Origin of the sequence: Streptomyces sp. ISL-12 (assembly GCF_018614415.1) — a bacterium.
GTDB lineage: Bacteria > Actinomycetota > Actinomycetes > Streptomycetales > Streptomycetaceae > Streptomyces.
Map to the genome: position 1 here is coordinate 40,121 of NZ_JAGGOO010000057.1, position 13,835 is coordinate 53,955.

Below are 13,835 nucleotides of genomic sequence, written 5' to 3' on the forward strand. Positions count from 1 at the left end.
CCTCCGCCTATGACCGTTGACGCACCCAAGGAAGACACCTGTGACCCCCAGGACCCAGCCGACGCCGCCCCAAGCGCCGCAACCGGCCGCCGCGCTGGAGCAGCACCTCGAAGAGGCACTCTGCCACGCTCATTTCGCCGCGCGGGTCGACCTGGCAGACAACGGCGCAGCACTCCAGCTCACGATGCTCAGCAGCCTGACGCCGTTCGACCGCACCGTCGAAGCCGCCACCGCCTGGCTGTCCAGCGTCGGCATCAACGGCACCGCCGCCTTCAACGAGGCGTACGACATCGTCCTCACGCTGGACACGGCTGCCGCGGTGCGTCAGTTCGTCGCTGTGCTGCTGGAGCCGCGGATCCGCGCTCACACCGCGGCTGACGACCTGGCCGAGCTGTTGTCCGCCCATGGGTTGCTCCATCGGGTCCGCTTGCAAGGAACGAGCGCCATGGAGGTGACGCTGGCCGACGACGACCTGAGCGCGGCGGTCCGGTTCGCCGCCGGGCTCGGTGCCGTCGGGATCGACGCGGGGCTGATGCTGAACCGTCCTCGCGGGATGCGCCGGCTCGCCGAGCGGCTCCAGTGGCTGGTGACCGGCGCCGTGGGGAGCGCCGTCCACGCGGCAGCGACCCCCGGGTGCTCCCACTCCCCCGACCTCGTCACACTCCACCTGACCGTCGACCAGGCCCAGAGCCTGGCACAACGGCTGCGACCCGTCGGCGAAGACCACGTCACCGTCGCCGGCACAGACCGCCCGGCGGGACCTACGGGTGTCGGAGAAGCGGCATGACCAAACCCGCCCTCACCGCAGCTTCCGCTACGGCCGGCTCTGCGGAGAGCCGTTATCGCGAACTTCGCTCCGCGCTGCACTCCTTCCACCGCATGTCCGCCCGGTTCACCGGCAAGACCCCGACCGGCCTCGCCCAGGACCGCGAGGCCGTATGGGCTGCGGTCGATCCGTGGCTGCCGCTGGCCCAGCAGCGACTGAGCGAGGCGGAGCGTTCCCCCTCCGACCAGGCGCGGTGGCGCACGATCATCCAGGAAGCCAGCCGCCCGGCCACGAAGGCCGACATGCTTCCTCAGCCCGACATGGTCCTGCTCGTCAGTGCGGCCCGGCGTCTGCTGCGCACTCTGATGGAGGCCGAGCGGCCCGGACCGACCGTCCACGAGATCGCCGAGAGAGCGCGCCGCGCCATCCGCGACGGCGACTACCCGTCCGGGAGCACGCTGCCCCTGCGTCGCCTCGCCCAGGACACCGCGGCCACCACCCCCGAACGCGTCGAACTGGCCCTGCTGGACCTCCAGGACGAAGGACTGGTCACCGTCAGCCACTCTCGCCGGACCCGGGTGACTGTCAACGCGGTCCACCAGAGCCGTCCGGAGCAGATCGCGGCCTGGCTTCGCTTCCTCGTCCGCTCGGGCGTCTACCCGCCCGGCACGGCCTTACCGGGTCTGCAGACGCTGGCCCGGAGCCTGGTCTCCTCGACACCCGATGTGGTCAGCGCCCTCCGTCTGCTGGCCGACGAGGACGTGCTGGTGGCCCGTCAAGGCAGGCGCTGCGCGGTCCGTACCGTCCTGCCGTTCCCTGTGGCGGAACCACCGCGTCTCGACGGCCTCGCCCGCAAACTGCGTGACCGTGCCACACCCGGCCCGCCGCCGACCGACGACACCGTCCTGGCCGCCTGCCGGCAGACCCATGCCTGGTGGTCCAGTCGGGCCATCCCACCGCGCCGGGAAGTCGACGTCCACGTCGCCACTCTGATCACTGCCTGCGCCGGCCTCGTGGACCAGGCCAGCACCCGGCCCTTTGGCCACCGGGACATGCAGGCCCTGCTCCGGCAGACGGCCGTCACCGCGCTGACCGAACAACCCACGGACGAGTGGGAGCGGACCTGGCGCTCAGCCTGCCTGGGCGCCCTCGTCCGCGACCTCCACCTTCTCCACACCGCCCCTCTCCCACAGCTGCAGGACCCCGCCGCCACCCCGCAGGTGACGGCAGACCTCCGCGCCGGACATCAGCTTGGACCTTCGACATGACGACCACCGCTCCCCTCACCCCCCTGCCACCGGCCCTGCTCCGCGTCGCCCAGCACCTCGTGGAGGGAACCGCCCCCCGCGACATCGCCTCCAAGATGCACCTGACGCCGGAGACAGTCCGCCACTACCTGCGTCAACTCCGCGAACACCTGAGCTGCCCGCCCCGCAGCAAGCCGCCGGTCATCGTGCACGCCCTTCTCACCACCCGACAGCTGCCGCCTCCCACAACGGGCCGGCCGGCACCGCAACTGCGCCCCCAGGAGCACCGGCTGCTGAAAGCCGCCGCCGAGAACAGCAAGGCTGACGAGATCGCCAACGCCTCCGGCATCGCGCTCGCCTACGTCCCCTCCGCACTCAACGCACTGCTCACCAAGACCAGGACGAGGGACGTCACCCAGCTCATCGTCCTGGCCCACGCATGGGGCCTGCTCAACACCGCCCGGGGCACGAGCGCAGTGACAGGAACAGCGCGGTGAGACGTACTCCTTCCCCGGACGGGCGGACGGCCCCGGTGGCCGCTCCGTACGACGTGCGCCTGCTGCTCACGGACGCCGAGCGGACCGAGGCCGGCGCGCTCGTCGAGGACCGCCTGCGCTGGCTCGGCCTGCGGGGTCTGCCTCTCCCCGTGCGTTCCGGCGGACCCGAGCTGGACCGGCAGACACGTCGTGCACCCGGCGAGGCTGCGGGCCTGTTCGAGGACGACGTCCTGCTGGCCTGCCTGATCCTGGACCCCGAGCCCGACCTCGCCCCTTGGGGCCGCGCCGGTTCCGGACCGTCCCTGTTCCTCAGCCGCGTGCACACGCTTCCCGCGTACCCGGTCGACGTCCTGTGCCTGATCACCCTGTGGGCCTCCGACCATGCCGCACGCCTCGGTCTGCCCTGCGTCCGCGCGGAAGCCCCGGTCCGCCGTGACCTCGGCAGCGACCCGATACGGCCTGTGCTCGACCGTCTGCAGGACATGGGCTGGGCGATCCGCAGCACAGGCAAGGGCACAGTCGACGAGCGGGTAGCACGTCTCGAAATCGCTGCCGAGTCGCGGCCAGGGCTCACGGCTCTCATCAACTGCGGCGTCCCCCTGCCCAGCCGTCCTGTCCTCTACAGCAGCGGGCGGTGCAACTGGTGAACACCACAGAGCCGATCCCAGGCTCGCCGGCGCGCGCTCTCGGCCGTGTGTCAGCCCGCCCGGTATGCCGATCCCTCCTTTTCACCGTTCACAAGGAGCAACGATGAAAACGCCCGACGCCGTCCTCGTCGCCACCGCAGTGGGCACGGTGGGGATATGGCTCGCAGAGCGGCGCCACCGGCAGAGATTGGCCCTGGACGCCGCGGGAATCCACCAGCAGCTGCTGTCCGGCATCGCGGCAGACTCCGAACAGCTCGCGCTGTGGGCACCCGGCGACCTCACCCCGGAGGCGTTCGGCCGGGCGGTGCACTGCAACAGGTTGATCAGCTTCCTTTCGGTGAAGTTCCGGGTGGGCTTGCTGGACCGAGCCGCACTACGCGTACAGGCGCGCTCAGTCATGGCGCGAGGCGCGACCCGCGCGTACTGGGCCCGCTTCGGCGCCTTCCGTGAGCAGGAGGCCACGGACTCGGTCACCCGAACCTTCAACCGCATCTTCGATGAGGAGTACTGCGCCGCAGCCGATGACACAGGGTCCGTGCCCAGCAGTGCCAGCGGCCGGAAGTCTCACTCGGGAGGGTGAGACTCCCAGCCCTCTGACCGAGCACGTCCTGCCGTGCAGGGGCAGCACACCCAGCAGAAATCGATCTACGACCCGAAGCGGCTCCAGCCTCCTGGCCGGCAGCGCACGTGGGGCAGCCCCCGGGTCACCGGCATGATCACGCCTTCGCTCTACACGCACCGCAAGGAGACGAGCACCATGGCCGAACTGCCCAACGAGGCCCGCGCCACCGAACTGCGCAACACCGTCGTCGACCAGCTGAAGGACGGCGGCTGGATCACCTCGCCCAGCGTCGAGGCCGCCCTGCGCAAGGTGCCGCGTCACCTGGCCGTCCCGGACGTGCCACTGGATGACGCCTACAGCACCTACAACGCCGTCGTGACCCAGCAGGACGCCGAGGGCGTGCACACCAGCTCGGTGTCAGCGCCGCAGATCCAGGCCATGCAGCTGGAGCAGGCCCGCATCCGGCCGGGCGACCGCGTCCTGGAAATCGGCACCAATGGGCCGAACGCCGCCTACCTCGCCGAACTCACCGGCCCCACGGGCGAGGTCACCACCATGGACATCGACCTGGCGCCCGCCGCCCGCGCCCGCCGGTTTCTGGCAGAGGCCGGTTACACCAACGTCCGCGTGGTCGTCGACGACGGCGAGTACGGCCTGCCGGCACACGCTCCGTACGACGCGATCGTGGTGACCGTCGGGGCCTGGGACATCCCGCCCGCCTGGACCGACCAGCTCAAGGAGGGCGGCCGGCTGGTGGTGCCGCTGCGCATCAACGGGCTGACGCGCACGTACGCCTTCGCCCGGCAGGGCGGTGTACTGACCGCGGAGAGCGCCCATGTGTGCGGGTTCGTCGCCATGCGCGGTGACGGCGCCCGCAACGCCCAGGAGTTCGCCCTGCCGGACGACCCCGGCGTGACGCTCCGCTTCGATGACGGGGTACCCGTCGACCCGCAGCTCCTGGTCGACACGCTCAACACCGAGCGCGTGGAAATCTGGACCGGTGTCTCCGTCGCCAGCAACGAGCCCATCGGCACCCTGCAGATGTACGTGGCGACGATGCTGCCCGGCTACTGCAACATGTTCATCGACCAGGACGAGACCACAGGGAAGGTCGGGCCTACCGGCCTGAACTTCTCGCTCGTCGCGGTCGACGGCCCGAACCTCGCCTACGTCGTGGTACGGCGCAGCGAAGACCGCAAGAGCGCCGAGTTCGGGGTGCACGCGTTCGGCCCCGACGCGGAGAACTCCGCGCACCGGCTGGCCGACGCCATCCGTACCTGGGGCAAGGACCACCGCAGCGGGCCGGGTCCCCGGATCACCGTGTACCCGGCGGGCACGGCCGATGAGCAGATCTCCGGTGACCGGGTCATCGACAAGAAGCACCGCCGGATCTCGATCTCCTGGCCGCCCGCGAAGTAGCGGATCAGCGGTTCAGGTTGTCCTGCACCACTCGTCTCACAGGGAGTGTGATCACATGACTGCCGCCGTACTCGACACCAGCGCCCCGGCTCCGGAGACCGGCCTCACCGACGACGACTTCGACCTCGACGTCCAGGTCGTCATCAGCGAGACCGGCTTCGGCGCATTCAACTGCCCGACCAGCGACGGCTGCGGCGACACCTGCGCCAACGGTGCCAGCTCCTGCGTCTCCTCGATCGAGGACGCCGGCTGACCGTCTCCCTCTGCCGCCGGGGCCACAGTGCCTGTGGCCCCGGCGGCTCCGGCAGAACCGCTCATCTCCCAGGGGGACCCGTGGCCCAGCGATCACCCAGTACCTACCAGTGGCAGCCCGCGCTCCTGCTGCGGGCATCGACAGCGCCCCAGCCGATACCCGTGCCCGACCTCGACCCGTACACCGATGACATCGCCGTCCGAGGCCGCGAGTGGCTGGCCGGCGTGTGGCACGGTCCTCTTCCTGCGGCAGTCGCCGTCGCCAGTCCCGTGCTGTGCCAGAGCGTCACCGCGATCCTCGACGGCTCCGTGGCCGACGAGCGCCGCATCCGCCGCGCCGTCCGCTCGGTAGCGGCGTACCTGATGCGCTGGAACCATCGCCCCACCCCCTTCGGAGTATTCGCCGGCATCGCCCCCGCCCGCCCCGCGCAGGACCCCGGCGTCGACTGGGGCACCGGCTTCCACACCCAGCTCCGCCCGGACGCCGACTGGCTGGCCGACGTCATCGTCCGGCTGGAAGCCGACCCGACGCTCCTCACCCGCCTGAAGGTGACCGTCAACAACACCGGCATCCGGCGGGGCGACCGGCACGTCGTGGCCGGCAAGCCGACCACCGGCCGCGATGGCGGGTACGCCCCCGTGGAGGTGTCGGTCCGCCGCACCCGGCCCGTGGCCGCCGTCCTGGAACTGGCCCGCACCCCGGTGGGCTACGGCGCGTTGCTCGCCATGCTGACGGCCCGGTTCCCCACCGCCCGTACCAGCCGGCTCGACCAGTTCCTCGCCGACCTGGTCACCCGGCATGTGCTGATCACCAGCCTTTGGCCGCCCATGAACGAGGCCGACCCCCTCAGTCACCTGTGCGCCCAGCTCGACCAGGCCGACGTGCACAGCCTCCCCGGCCTGGCCCCTGTGGCGGCGCGGCTCACCGAGATCCGCGGCATGCTCGAAACCCCGGCCGCCGAGTCCTGGGCCGCGGACTCCCGCTTGGTCCGCGCGATGCACTCCGTCAGCCGGAGCGCACCCGGCCCGGTACTGGTCGACGCCGCCCTGGACTGCTCCGTCCAGGTCCCCGAGCCCCTCCTCGCCGAGGCAGCCCGCGCAGCGGACCTCATGACCCAGCTCTCCCCGCACCCCCAGGGCTACCCGCACTGGCGCGACTACCACCAGCGGTTCCTCGACCGGTACGGGACGGGCATGCCGGTGCCCGTCCTGGAGCTGACCGCCGACAGCGGTCTGGGCTACCCGGCCGGCTACCTCGGGGCGGACCGCGACCGCGCCCCCTACCAGTGGACCCGCCGGGACGAGACCATCCTGCGCCTGCTGCAGGAAACCGCGCTCGCCGGCCGCACCGAACTCGTGCTCACCCCGGCAGACGTCACTGAGCTGACCGCCGGCCACACCGCGCCGGTACATACCGCGCCCCGGGCCGAGATCGCCGTCGAGGTCCACGCCCCCACCCTGGATGCCGTCCGGCACGGAGATTACCGGCTGCTCGTCACCGGAGCGCCCCGGCCCGCCAGCAGCATGCTCGGACGGTTCGCCCGCCTGCTGCCGAAAGACGCGCAGACCGCGCTCGGCGCCAGTTACACGGCCACCAGCCCCGATACGGTGCCGGCGCAGTTGTCGTTCAGTCCGCGTCGGCGCCGCAACGAAAACGTCGCCCGCGTCCCGCAACTGCTGCACCACAGCATCCCCGTGGCCGAACACACAACTGCGAGCCCTGGTGCCATCGCCCTGGAGGATCTCGCCGTTATCGCGGACAGGGACCGGTTCCACCTGGTGCGTGCCTCCACGGGGCAGTACATCGAACCGCGCGTTCCCCATGCGCTGGAAGCGTCCGTCCACACCCCGCCGCTGGCCCGGTTCCTCGCCGAGATCACCACGGCGCACACCGCCGTCTACAAGTCGTTCTCCTTCGGCGCCGCCTCGCCTCTGCCGTTCCTGCCGCGCGTCCGGTACCGGCGGACCATTCTGCGTCCCGCCCGATGGCTGCTGTCCGCCGACGACCTGCCCTCCCGGTCGGCGCCGATGACCGACTGGGACAAGGCCCTCGACCAGCACCGCGACCGGCTGCGCCTGCCTGACCGGTTCGCCCTGGTGGAGAACGACCAGCAGTTACCCATCGACGTGAGCCGGCACCTGGACCGTGCTCTGCTGCGGTCCTGCCTGAACCGGGTGCGCCTGGTCGAACTGCGGGAAGCCCCGACCGCCCAGGACCGGGCCTGGATCGGGCGGCCTCACGAACTCCTCGTTCCCCTCGCCCACCGCCAAGCCGACACTCTGAGATCCGCCCGCACGCCCGTTGCGCTCACGATGCCCCGTCCGGCGCGAGACGCTGTTCTGCAGGCCCGGCTGCACGCCCATCCGGCACGGTTCAGCCAGATCCTCACCACCCACCTCCCGAACCTGATCGGCCAGTTCCCCGGCTCTCCCCGCTGGTGGTTCCACCGCCACCGCGACCCGCACCATGCCGGCACCGGTCAGTATCTGGTGCTGTCCCTGGAGATCAGCGATCCGGACGGCTACGGCCAGGCTGCCGCAGCCGTCCGCGCCTGGGCGACTGACCTCGACCGGCAGCACTTGGCGCGCGGGCTGGACCTGGTCCCCGTTCACCCGCACACCGGCCTCTACGGACACGGAGCCGCCCTCGACGCCGCCCATGCGGTGTTCGCCGCGGACTCGGCCGCCGCCCTCGCGCAGATCCGTGCCGCCTCCGAGGACAGCTCCACGGCTCAGGTGCTGGCCGGGACCAGCATGCTCGACCTGGCAGCCGGTCTGATCGGCTGCCGGACGGAGGCAGCCGACTGGCTCGCCAGCGCGCTGCCCCGCGATACCGGCCCGCTCGATCACGCCCTGAGCCGGCGGGCCATCGCGCTGACAGCCCCCACAGCCCTGGACGGCCTTCCCGCAGAAAGCATGATCGCTACAGCCTGGCAGGCACGGGGCGCCGCCCTGGCCGCCTACCGGCAGTATCTGGCCGCCGGACCGGACCGGTCTGCCGTGCTTCAGTCGCTGCTCGATTTGCACCAGGTCCGGGCACTGGCCGCTGATCCCGAACAACAGCGTGTCGCCACGAGACTGGCCCGTTCCTGTGCCCTCCACGTCCGCGGCAGGCGATCATGAGCAGCGCCGAGACGATCGCCGACGCCCTGGCCCTGCCCGGTGCCCCGCCGGCGGACCGGCCCGGGTTCGCTCAGTCGCTGTCCGACGGCCCGGCCGGCACGGCACTGCTCCACGTCGAACGCGCTCAGGCCGGACAAGGAACCTGGTCACGGGCACACAGCTGGCTCACGGCCGCCGCTCGCACGCCGGCCAGTGCGGCAGACAGCACCGGTCTGTGGTGCGGGGCCCCGGCCCTTGCCTTCTCGCTCGGCTGCGCCACCTCTTACGACTCGGCCCGCTACTGGCAGGCCCTGACGGCCATCGACGAACACGTCACCGCCCTCGCGCACCGCCGCGTCAGCGCCGCCACCCGCCGAGTCGAGGCCGGGCATCGGCCCGCCTTCGACGAGTACGACGTCTTCCGCGGACTGACCGGGATCGGCGTCTACCTGCTACGTCACCAGCCGGGCAGCTCCGCGCTCGAACGGATTCTCACCCACCTCGTGACCCTGACCCGGCCCGCCCGAGACGACCGGCTGGGCCTGGTACCGGGCTGGTGGGTCGGCCACGACCCCCACCGCACCCATACACCGGACTTCCCCGGCGGCCACGCCAACCTGGGCGTCGCCCACGGCATCACCGGCCCGCTGCTGCTGATGGCGCGTACCCTGCGCCGCGGCATCACCGTCGACGGCCAGGCCGACGCCGTCCACTCCGTGCTCGCCTGGCTCGACCAGTGGCGGCAGGACGGGCCGTCCGGGCCCTGGTGGCCCGAGTACCTCACACTCGGCGACCTGCGCTCCAGCCGCACGGCTCAGACGGGGCCGTCCAGGCCCAGTTGGTGCTACGGCACGCCCGGCATCGCCCGCGCCGGGCAGACGGCCTCCATCGCCCTGCGCGACATCGCACGGCAGCACACCTATGAGGACGCCCTGGCCTGCTGCCTGGCCGACCCACGCCAGTTGGCGAGGCTGACCGACACCAGTCTGTGTCACGGCTGGGCGGGCACCTACCAGACCGCCTGGCGTGCCGCCCAGGACGCCATCAACCCGGCACTGCACACCGTCCTGCCCCCGGTCGCCGACGCCTTGGTCCGCCACGTCTCAACCGCCCAGGGCCACGGCCCCGGACTGCTGCTCGGCGACGCGGGCACAGCTCTGGCTCTGACCACCGCAGCCTGTGACGCTGCCCCGGCCTCCGGATGGGACGCATGCCTGCTGATCGACTGACCCTCGCCGTCCGGGCCGTCCTGGACGTACTCTCCGGCACTCCGCTGACGACGGTCGCGGCCCGCACCTGCCTGCACCCCGCCGACCTCGCCGCGGCCACCCAGGTCTACCAACAAGCGGGCAAGCAGGCCCTGGCCCAGCAGGCGGGACCGCCCCGGTGGCAGCAGATCTACGTCCAGTTCACCGACTGGGACAAGGCCGAGCAGCTCGCTGCCGACCGTCTCGACCCCGTCCTGGAACTGGCCCGGGCCGACGACCGGATCACGGCCTGGTGGTTCATCCGCAAACACCCCAGCTGGCGCTTCCGTGTCCTGCCCCGGGATCCCGACGGGCAGACACCCGCCGAGGTCACCGTCCTGCTGGACGAACTCGCCGACGCCGGCGAACTGCGCTGGTGGCCGGGGGTCTACGAACCTGAGACAGCCGCTTTCGGCGACGTCACCAGCATGAGCATCGCCCACACCCTGTTCTGCGCCGACAGCCACGCCGTGCTGGCCACGCCCCACGGCGCTCTCGGCCGCCGAGAGCTGTCCGTCCTGCTGTGCTCCACCCTGATGCGGGCCGCCGGACTGGAGTGGTACGAACAGGGTGACGTCTGGCACCGCGTCACGCGCGACCGCCCCCTTCCTGCCGACACCGATCCGGCGAAGGTCCAGGCTATGGCCCGTCAGCTCACTCCCCTCCTGCACGCGGACACCGGCCCTGCCGCACCACTCCTGCAATCCGACCAGACGCTGCGGCCGGCCGCCGCGTGGGTCGCGGCGTTCCGCAGCGCCGGCACCGCGCTGGGCGCCGCTTCCCGCGACGGCACGCTCAACCGCGGACTACGCCACGTCATCGCCTACCACCTGCTCTTCCACTGGAACCGGCTCGGACTCGCCGCCCGCACCCAGAGCGTCCTGGCCCACGCCGCCCGCGCAGCGATCCTCACCCCGCACGAGGGAGCCGCTCCGTGACACCGCTCTCCCCGGCCGGCCTGCACCCCGTCGCTACCCGACTGCCGCTGGTCTGCCGCTCCCACCTGCACTATCCCCACCTCGACGCACGGATCGAGGAGGTCACCGCCTGCGCGGCCAAGTCCGCCCGCGACGACCTCCCCCTTCCCGACCGGATCAACGCCGCGTGCGCGGCCTGGAACCTGTCCGCGCTCATCGCCGCCGACTGCGGCCTGCCCGACAAAGCGGAGGACCTCTGCGTCCGCCAACTGCGCCTGTTCCAGCAGGCACTGCCCGTCACCGGTGACGTCGCCATCGCTCTGCTCCAGCCGCTGGCCAACCTCATCCGGCTGACCGCACGCGCCGGACAGAAGAACACCGCCTACGACCAACTGGCCGCCCTGCACAACGCCGTCCACCACGGCGGAAACATCACGATCCGGGGGCATACCGTCGACCTGACCGGCTTCACCGACGACACCACCCGCCGGCACATCCGCCCCTGGCTGCGGTTGCTGATGGTGGACGACGGAACCCGCCTGCTGACATCGACCGGGCAGTGGGCCCGAGCCGCCGCGCACGCCGCCCTCTACGACGCCACCCCCGACCGGCTGACCGAGGCCCGCCAGACGCACGTCCTCGCCGCCCTGGCCGCCGGCGCCCCGGACCGCGCCACCCGTGCGATCGACTCCGCCACCGTCACCACCACCTGGGAGACAGCGCTCGCCGAACTCCTGCGCTACCTCACCCGCCACGCCGACAAGAGCAACACGCCGGACCAGCACCTCGCCCTGGCCGCCGCCGCAGGCAAGCTGTTCGACCATCCGCCGGCCCACACGAGGATGTTCCGGACCCGACTCGCCCTGGCCGTGACCGAACTGGCCCCGCCAGGCACCACGGCCCCCGCCCTGTGCCACGCCGTTGTCCGTGACGCCCTCGACTCTCGGGACTTCTACGCCGCCCGCGAGATCCTGCGCCGCAACACGGCTCCCATCGACGCACCCCACCGCGATTTCCTGGAGAACACCGTCCGAAGCTCCCGTCTCGGAGCCGGCCGACTCCCCCAGGAAATCTCGAATGCGATAGCAGAAGCCACTCGCACCGCGGGCAACGACCTCACCCAATGCCTCGCGCTCACCGCCGGAAAATAAGCACCTCAACCACACTCCCCCGCAACCCAACAAACGGCACAACATACAAGGTCACCACATGCATGACCCGCTCCCCCAGAACGATCACACCCCCAATCCGCTGTTACTCGCCGACACGCGCAGAGAACAAGCACGGCAACTGACAAACATCCTGCGCCGCCGCATCGAAACCAGAGAATGGCCACCGGGCCACACTTTCAGCCACGCGGAGCTGGTCAACGAATTCTCCCTAGGCATACACGCCATCTGCAAAGTCGCGGTACCGGCCGTCCGAACCCTCCGCGAAGAGGGACTCCTGGAGTCCCGGCCGCGATTAGGCATACGCATACGCATCGAAGGGGAATCATGGAACGCCGACGACGAGCATCCCGGAATTCCCCACGACGTACACATAGAAAAGATACTCAGAGAACATTTGCACAGAGGTATCTACAGACCAGGAGAGCAATTCCCGCCCATCTTTGTTCTGGCAGAAGAATTCGGAGTGTCAGCAGCCACAATACGAAAGGCCCTGCGACCCATGCAAAAACAGGGACTACTGGAAGTGCGCAACACCAATAAGAGGTACGTCTCTGCCGCAGTGGTTGATGTTTCATCAGAAGAACTGCTGCACATTCCACCACGCCGAAACCCAGGCAAAGCGAAGCTCCTCGCCTTCGGCGAGAAGCGTTCCTTGGCCGAGTGGGCTAAGGACTCGCGCTGCACGGTTAGCTACAAGGTGCTTTACAGCCGCTACTACCTCGGATGGGACCTAGAAAAAGCCTTACGGACTCCCAATACATCTCAGGGCCGGCGCGAACGACACACCGTGACGCCGAAACCCGAACACTCCCGCCTCACTGACAGCGAACCGCTCAGCATCAAAAAGATGCTGAGCGCGGCAATCGCCGACGGAACCTATCAGGAGGGACATGTAATCTGCGTCACAGACATCGCACTCCGGAAGAACCGCCCCAAATCTCAAGTCCTGCAAGCGCTTCGCGCGCTGAACAGCGAGAGCTTACTAGGCCATCATCCCGAGATCGGTTACTTCGTGTCACGAAAGCGCATGCCTCAAGTGCACCAGCCCCGGAAAACTAAGGAGTGATTTCTCTGTGAATGACCACGATGAACTGATCATCCTCTGCTGGAATATCGAACGCAATGGCCGCAGCCACAGGAACAGCGAAGACCATCGCCGCCTGGCACGCCGCATCACGGCCAGTTACCGGCCTCATATTGTTTTCAGGCAGGAGCTGGCCATGGCTTGGGAAAACGGCAAAAGAGACTTGTACGAAGAAGCGCAGGCGCTCGGCGGTCTGAGCGCTTTCATGTCCGCCCCGAAGGACGGGCGCAGTCGCAAACCGGTCGGGGTGATGTTTGACCCGCAGCTTTTCGAAATGGAATCGCACACCGAGCACGATCTGCCGTGGAAGCAGATCTGCCACGTGCAGGTCCGTCTCAAGGGAAGCGCCAAGCCGGTCCAGCTGGCGTCAGCTCACTTATGCCACTTCTCGCCCGAACTACGCGCGGTAGAGGCAGGCCGACTCACCGATCTGGCAGACCATGGCCGCACCGCCCTCATCGGCATGGACGCGAACAGCTACCCCCACCGGGGCACGGACGAGATCATGACCGAACCCATCGATTGGGAGAAGATCGAAGACCCCGTCCACTACCAGCAGCGCACCATCGAACGGAACGGCGTCCGCGTCCCTGACACCCGGCCCAGTGAGATCCTCACCGGAGGCAAAGGAATTTACACTGACCTGGCCCACCACGCAGGGACCGTCCTAAATCAGCCGTATGCCTTAAAGCCCACGGCCAGTCTGCGGCGCACCGATCAGGGACCACCGCAGCGCATCGACATCCTCGTCGCCACCCCTGACCTGGTGCCTGCTCTGCGCAGCGTCGAAGTCGTGGACACCGAGGAGGTACGGCGAGTGACCGACCATGGACTCGTGGTCGCCCGTTTCAGTCTCCCCAAACTGCGCCGCTCGCTTTCGCCGATACTCTGACTTCCCCTCGTATTGATCAGAAACTCATTGG

At 69.7% G+C, this 13,835-nt stretch carries 13 protein-coding genes; all 13 read left to right on the plus strand.

Features of this window, described 5'->3' with window-relative positions:
- Nucleotides 1–40 precede the first annotated feature (40 nt).
- The 13 genes from J7I94_RS16070 (at nucleotide 41) to J7I94_RS16130 (ending at nucleotide 13,804) form a co-directional block, all read left to right on the plus strand.
- On the plus strand, nucleotides 41–787 hold the full coding sequence (locus J7I94_RS16070) for a hypothetical protein (RefSeq protein ID WP_215167781.1): 747 nt from the start codon (nucleotides 41–43) through the stop codon (nucleotides 785–787).
- Nucleotides 784–2,034, plus strand: coding sequence for a GntR family transcriptional regulator (locus tag J7I94_RS16075; RefSeq protein WP_215167782.1), 1,251 nt, complete (start codon nucleotides 784–786; stop codon nucleotides 2,032–2,034). The genes J7I94_RS16070 and J7I94_RS16075 overlap by 4 nt, the downstream gene beginning before the upstream one ends.
- Nucleotides 2,031–2,510 (plus strand): DNA-binding protein, encoded by a 480-nt coding sequence (locus J7I94_RS16080; RefSeq protein ID WP_215167783.1) that lies wholly within the window; start codon nucleotides 2,031–2,033, stop codon nucleotides 2,508–2,510. Before J7I94_RS16075 ends, J7I94_RS16080 begins: the two co-directional genes overlap by 4 nt.
- Complete coding sequence (locus tag J7I94_RS16085; RefSeq protein ID WP_215167784.1) at nucleotides 2,507–3,157, plus strand: hypothetical protein; 651 nt, start codon at nucleotides 2,507–2,509, stop codon at nucleotides 3,155–3,157. Before J7I94_RS16080 ends, J7I94_RS16085 begins: the two co-directional genes overlap by 4 nt.
- 103 nt (nucleotides 3,158–3,260) lie before the next feature.
- The gene (locus J7I94_RS16090; RefSeq protein ID WP_215167785.1) at nucleotides 3,261–3,737 is read left to right on the plus strand and encodes a DUF6082 family protein; all 477 of its coding nucleotides are present in this window, start codon (nucleotides 3,261–3,263) and stop codon (nucleotides 3,735–3,737) included.
- A gap of 177 nt (nucleotides 3,738–3,914) precedes the next feature.
- Nucleotides 3,915–5,138, plus strand: coding sequence for a methyltransferase, FxLD system (gene fxlM / locus J7I94_RS16095; RefSeq protein ID WP_215167796.1), 1,224 nt, complete (start codon nucleotides 3,915–3,917; stop codon nucleotides 5,136–5,138).
- A gap of 55 nt (nucleotides 5,139–5,193) precedes the next feature.
- A complete protein-coding gene (locus tag J7I94_RS16100) occupies nucleotides 5,194–5,391 on the plus strand; it encodes an FxLD family lanthipeptide (protein WP_215167786.1) in 198 nt (65 codons plus the stop codon).
- 80 nt (nucleotides 5,392–5,471) lie between these two features.
- A complete protein-coding gene (locus J7I94_RS16105) occupies nucleotides 5,472–8,513 on the plus strand; it encodes a lantibiotic dehydratase (RefSeq protein WP_215167787.1) in 3,042 nt (1,013 codons plus the stop codon).
- Nucleotides 8,510–9,721 (plus strand): lanthionine synthetase C family protein, encoded by a 1,212-nt coding sequence (locus J7I94_RS16110; RefSeq protein ID WP_215167788.1) that lies wholly within the window; start codon nucleotides 8,510–8,512, stop codon nucleotides 9,719–9,721. The genes J7I94_RS16105 and J7I94_RS16110 overlap by 4 nt, the downstream gene beginning before the upstream one ends.
- Nucleotides 9,703–10,677 (plus strand): thiopeptide-type bacteriocin biosynthesis protein, encoded by a 975-nt coding sequence (locus J7I94_RS16115; RefSeq protein ID WP_215167789.1) that lies wholly within the window; start codon nucleotides 9,703–9,705, stop codon nucleotides 10,675–10,677. The genes J7I94_RS16110 and J7I94_RS16115 overlap by 19 nt, the downstream gene beginning before the upstream one ends.
- A complete protein-coding gene (locus J7I94_RS16120; RefSeq protein ID WP_215167790.1) occupies nucleotides 10,674–11,807 on the plus strand; it encodes a hypothetical protein in 1,134 nt (377 codons plus the stop codon). The genes J7I94_RS16115 and J7I94_RS16120 overlap by 4 nt, the downstream gene beginning before the upstream one ends.
- 58 nt (nucleotides 11,808–11,865) lie before the next feature.
- Nucleotides 11,866–12,894: a GntR family transcriptional regulator gene (locus J7I94_RS16125; protein WP_215167791.1), complete on the plus strand. Its 1,029-nt coding sequence runs from the start codon at nucleotides 11,866–11,868 to the stop codon at nucleotides 12,892–12,894.
- Nucleotides 12,895–12,901: 7 nt separating this feature from the next.
- Entirely contained in the window at nucleotides 12,902–13,804 is a 903-nt protein-coding gene (locus tag J7I94_RS16130; protein ID WP_215167792.1) for an endonuclease/exonuclease/phosphatase family protein, read from the plus strand.
- Nucleotides 13,805–13,835 lie beyond the last annotated feature (31 nt).

What these genes read in the sequence shown, in the direction of transcription:
- J7I94_RS16090 (WP_215167785.1), top strand. Translation starts at nt 3,261, where the DNA reads ATGAAAACGCCCGACGCCGTCCTCGTCGCCACCGCAGTGGGCACGGTG.
- J7I94_RS16100 (WP_215167786.1), top strand. Translation starts at nt 5,194, where the DNA reads ATGACTGCCGCCGTACTCGACACCAGCGCCCCGGCTCCGGAGACCGGC.
- J7I94_RS16080 (WP_215167783.1), top strand. Translation starts at nt 2,031, where the DNA reads ATGACGACCACCGCTCCCCTCACCCCCCTGCCACCGGCCCTGCTCCGC.
- J7I94_RS16125 (WP_215167791.1), top strand. Translation starts at nt 11,866, where the DNA reads ATGCATGACCCGCTCCCCCAGAACGATCACACCCCCAATCCGCTGTTA.
- J7I94_RS16110 (WP_215167788.1), top strand. Translation starts at nt 8,510, where the DNA reads ATGAGCAGCGCCGAGACGATCGCCGACGCCCTGGCCCTGCCCGGTGCC.
- J7I94_RS16075 (WP_215167782.1), top strand. Translation starts at nt 784, where the DNA reads ATGACCAAACCCGCCCTCACCGCAGCTTCCGCTACGGCCGGCTCTGCG.
- J7I94_RS16115 (WP_215167789.1), top strand. Translation starts at nt 9,703, where the DNA reads ATGCCTGCTGATCGACTGACCCTCGCCGTCCGGGCCGTCCTGGACGTA.
- fxlM (WP_215167796.1), top strand. Translation starts at nt 3,915, where the DNA reads ATGGCCGAACTGCCCAACGAGGCCCGCGCCACCGAACTGCGCAACACC.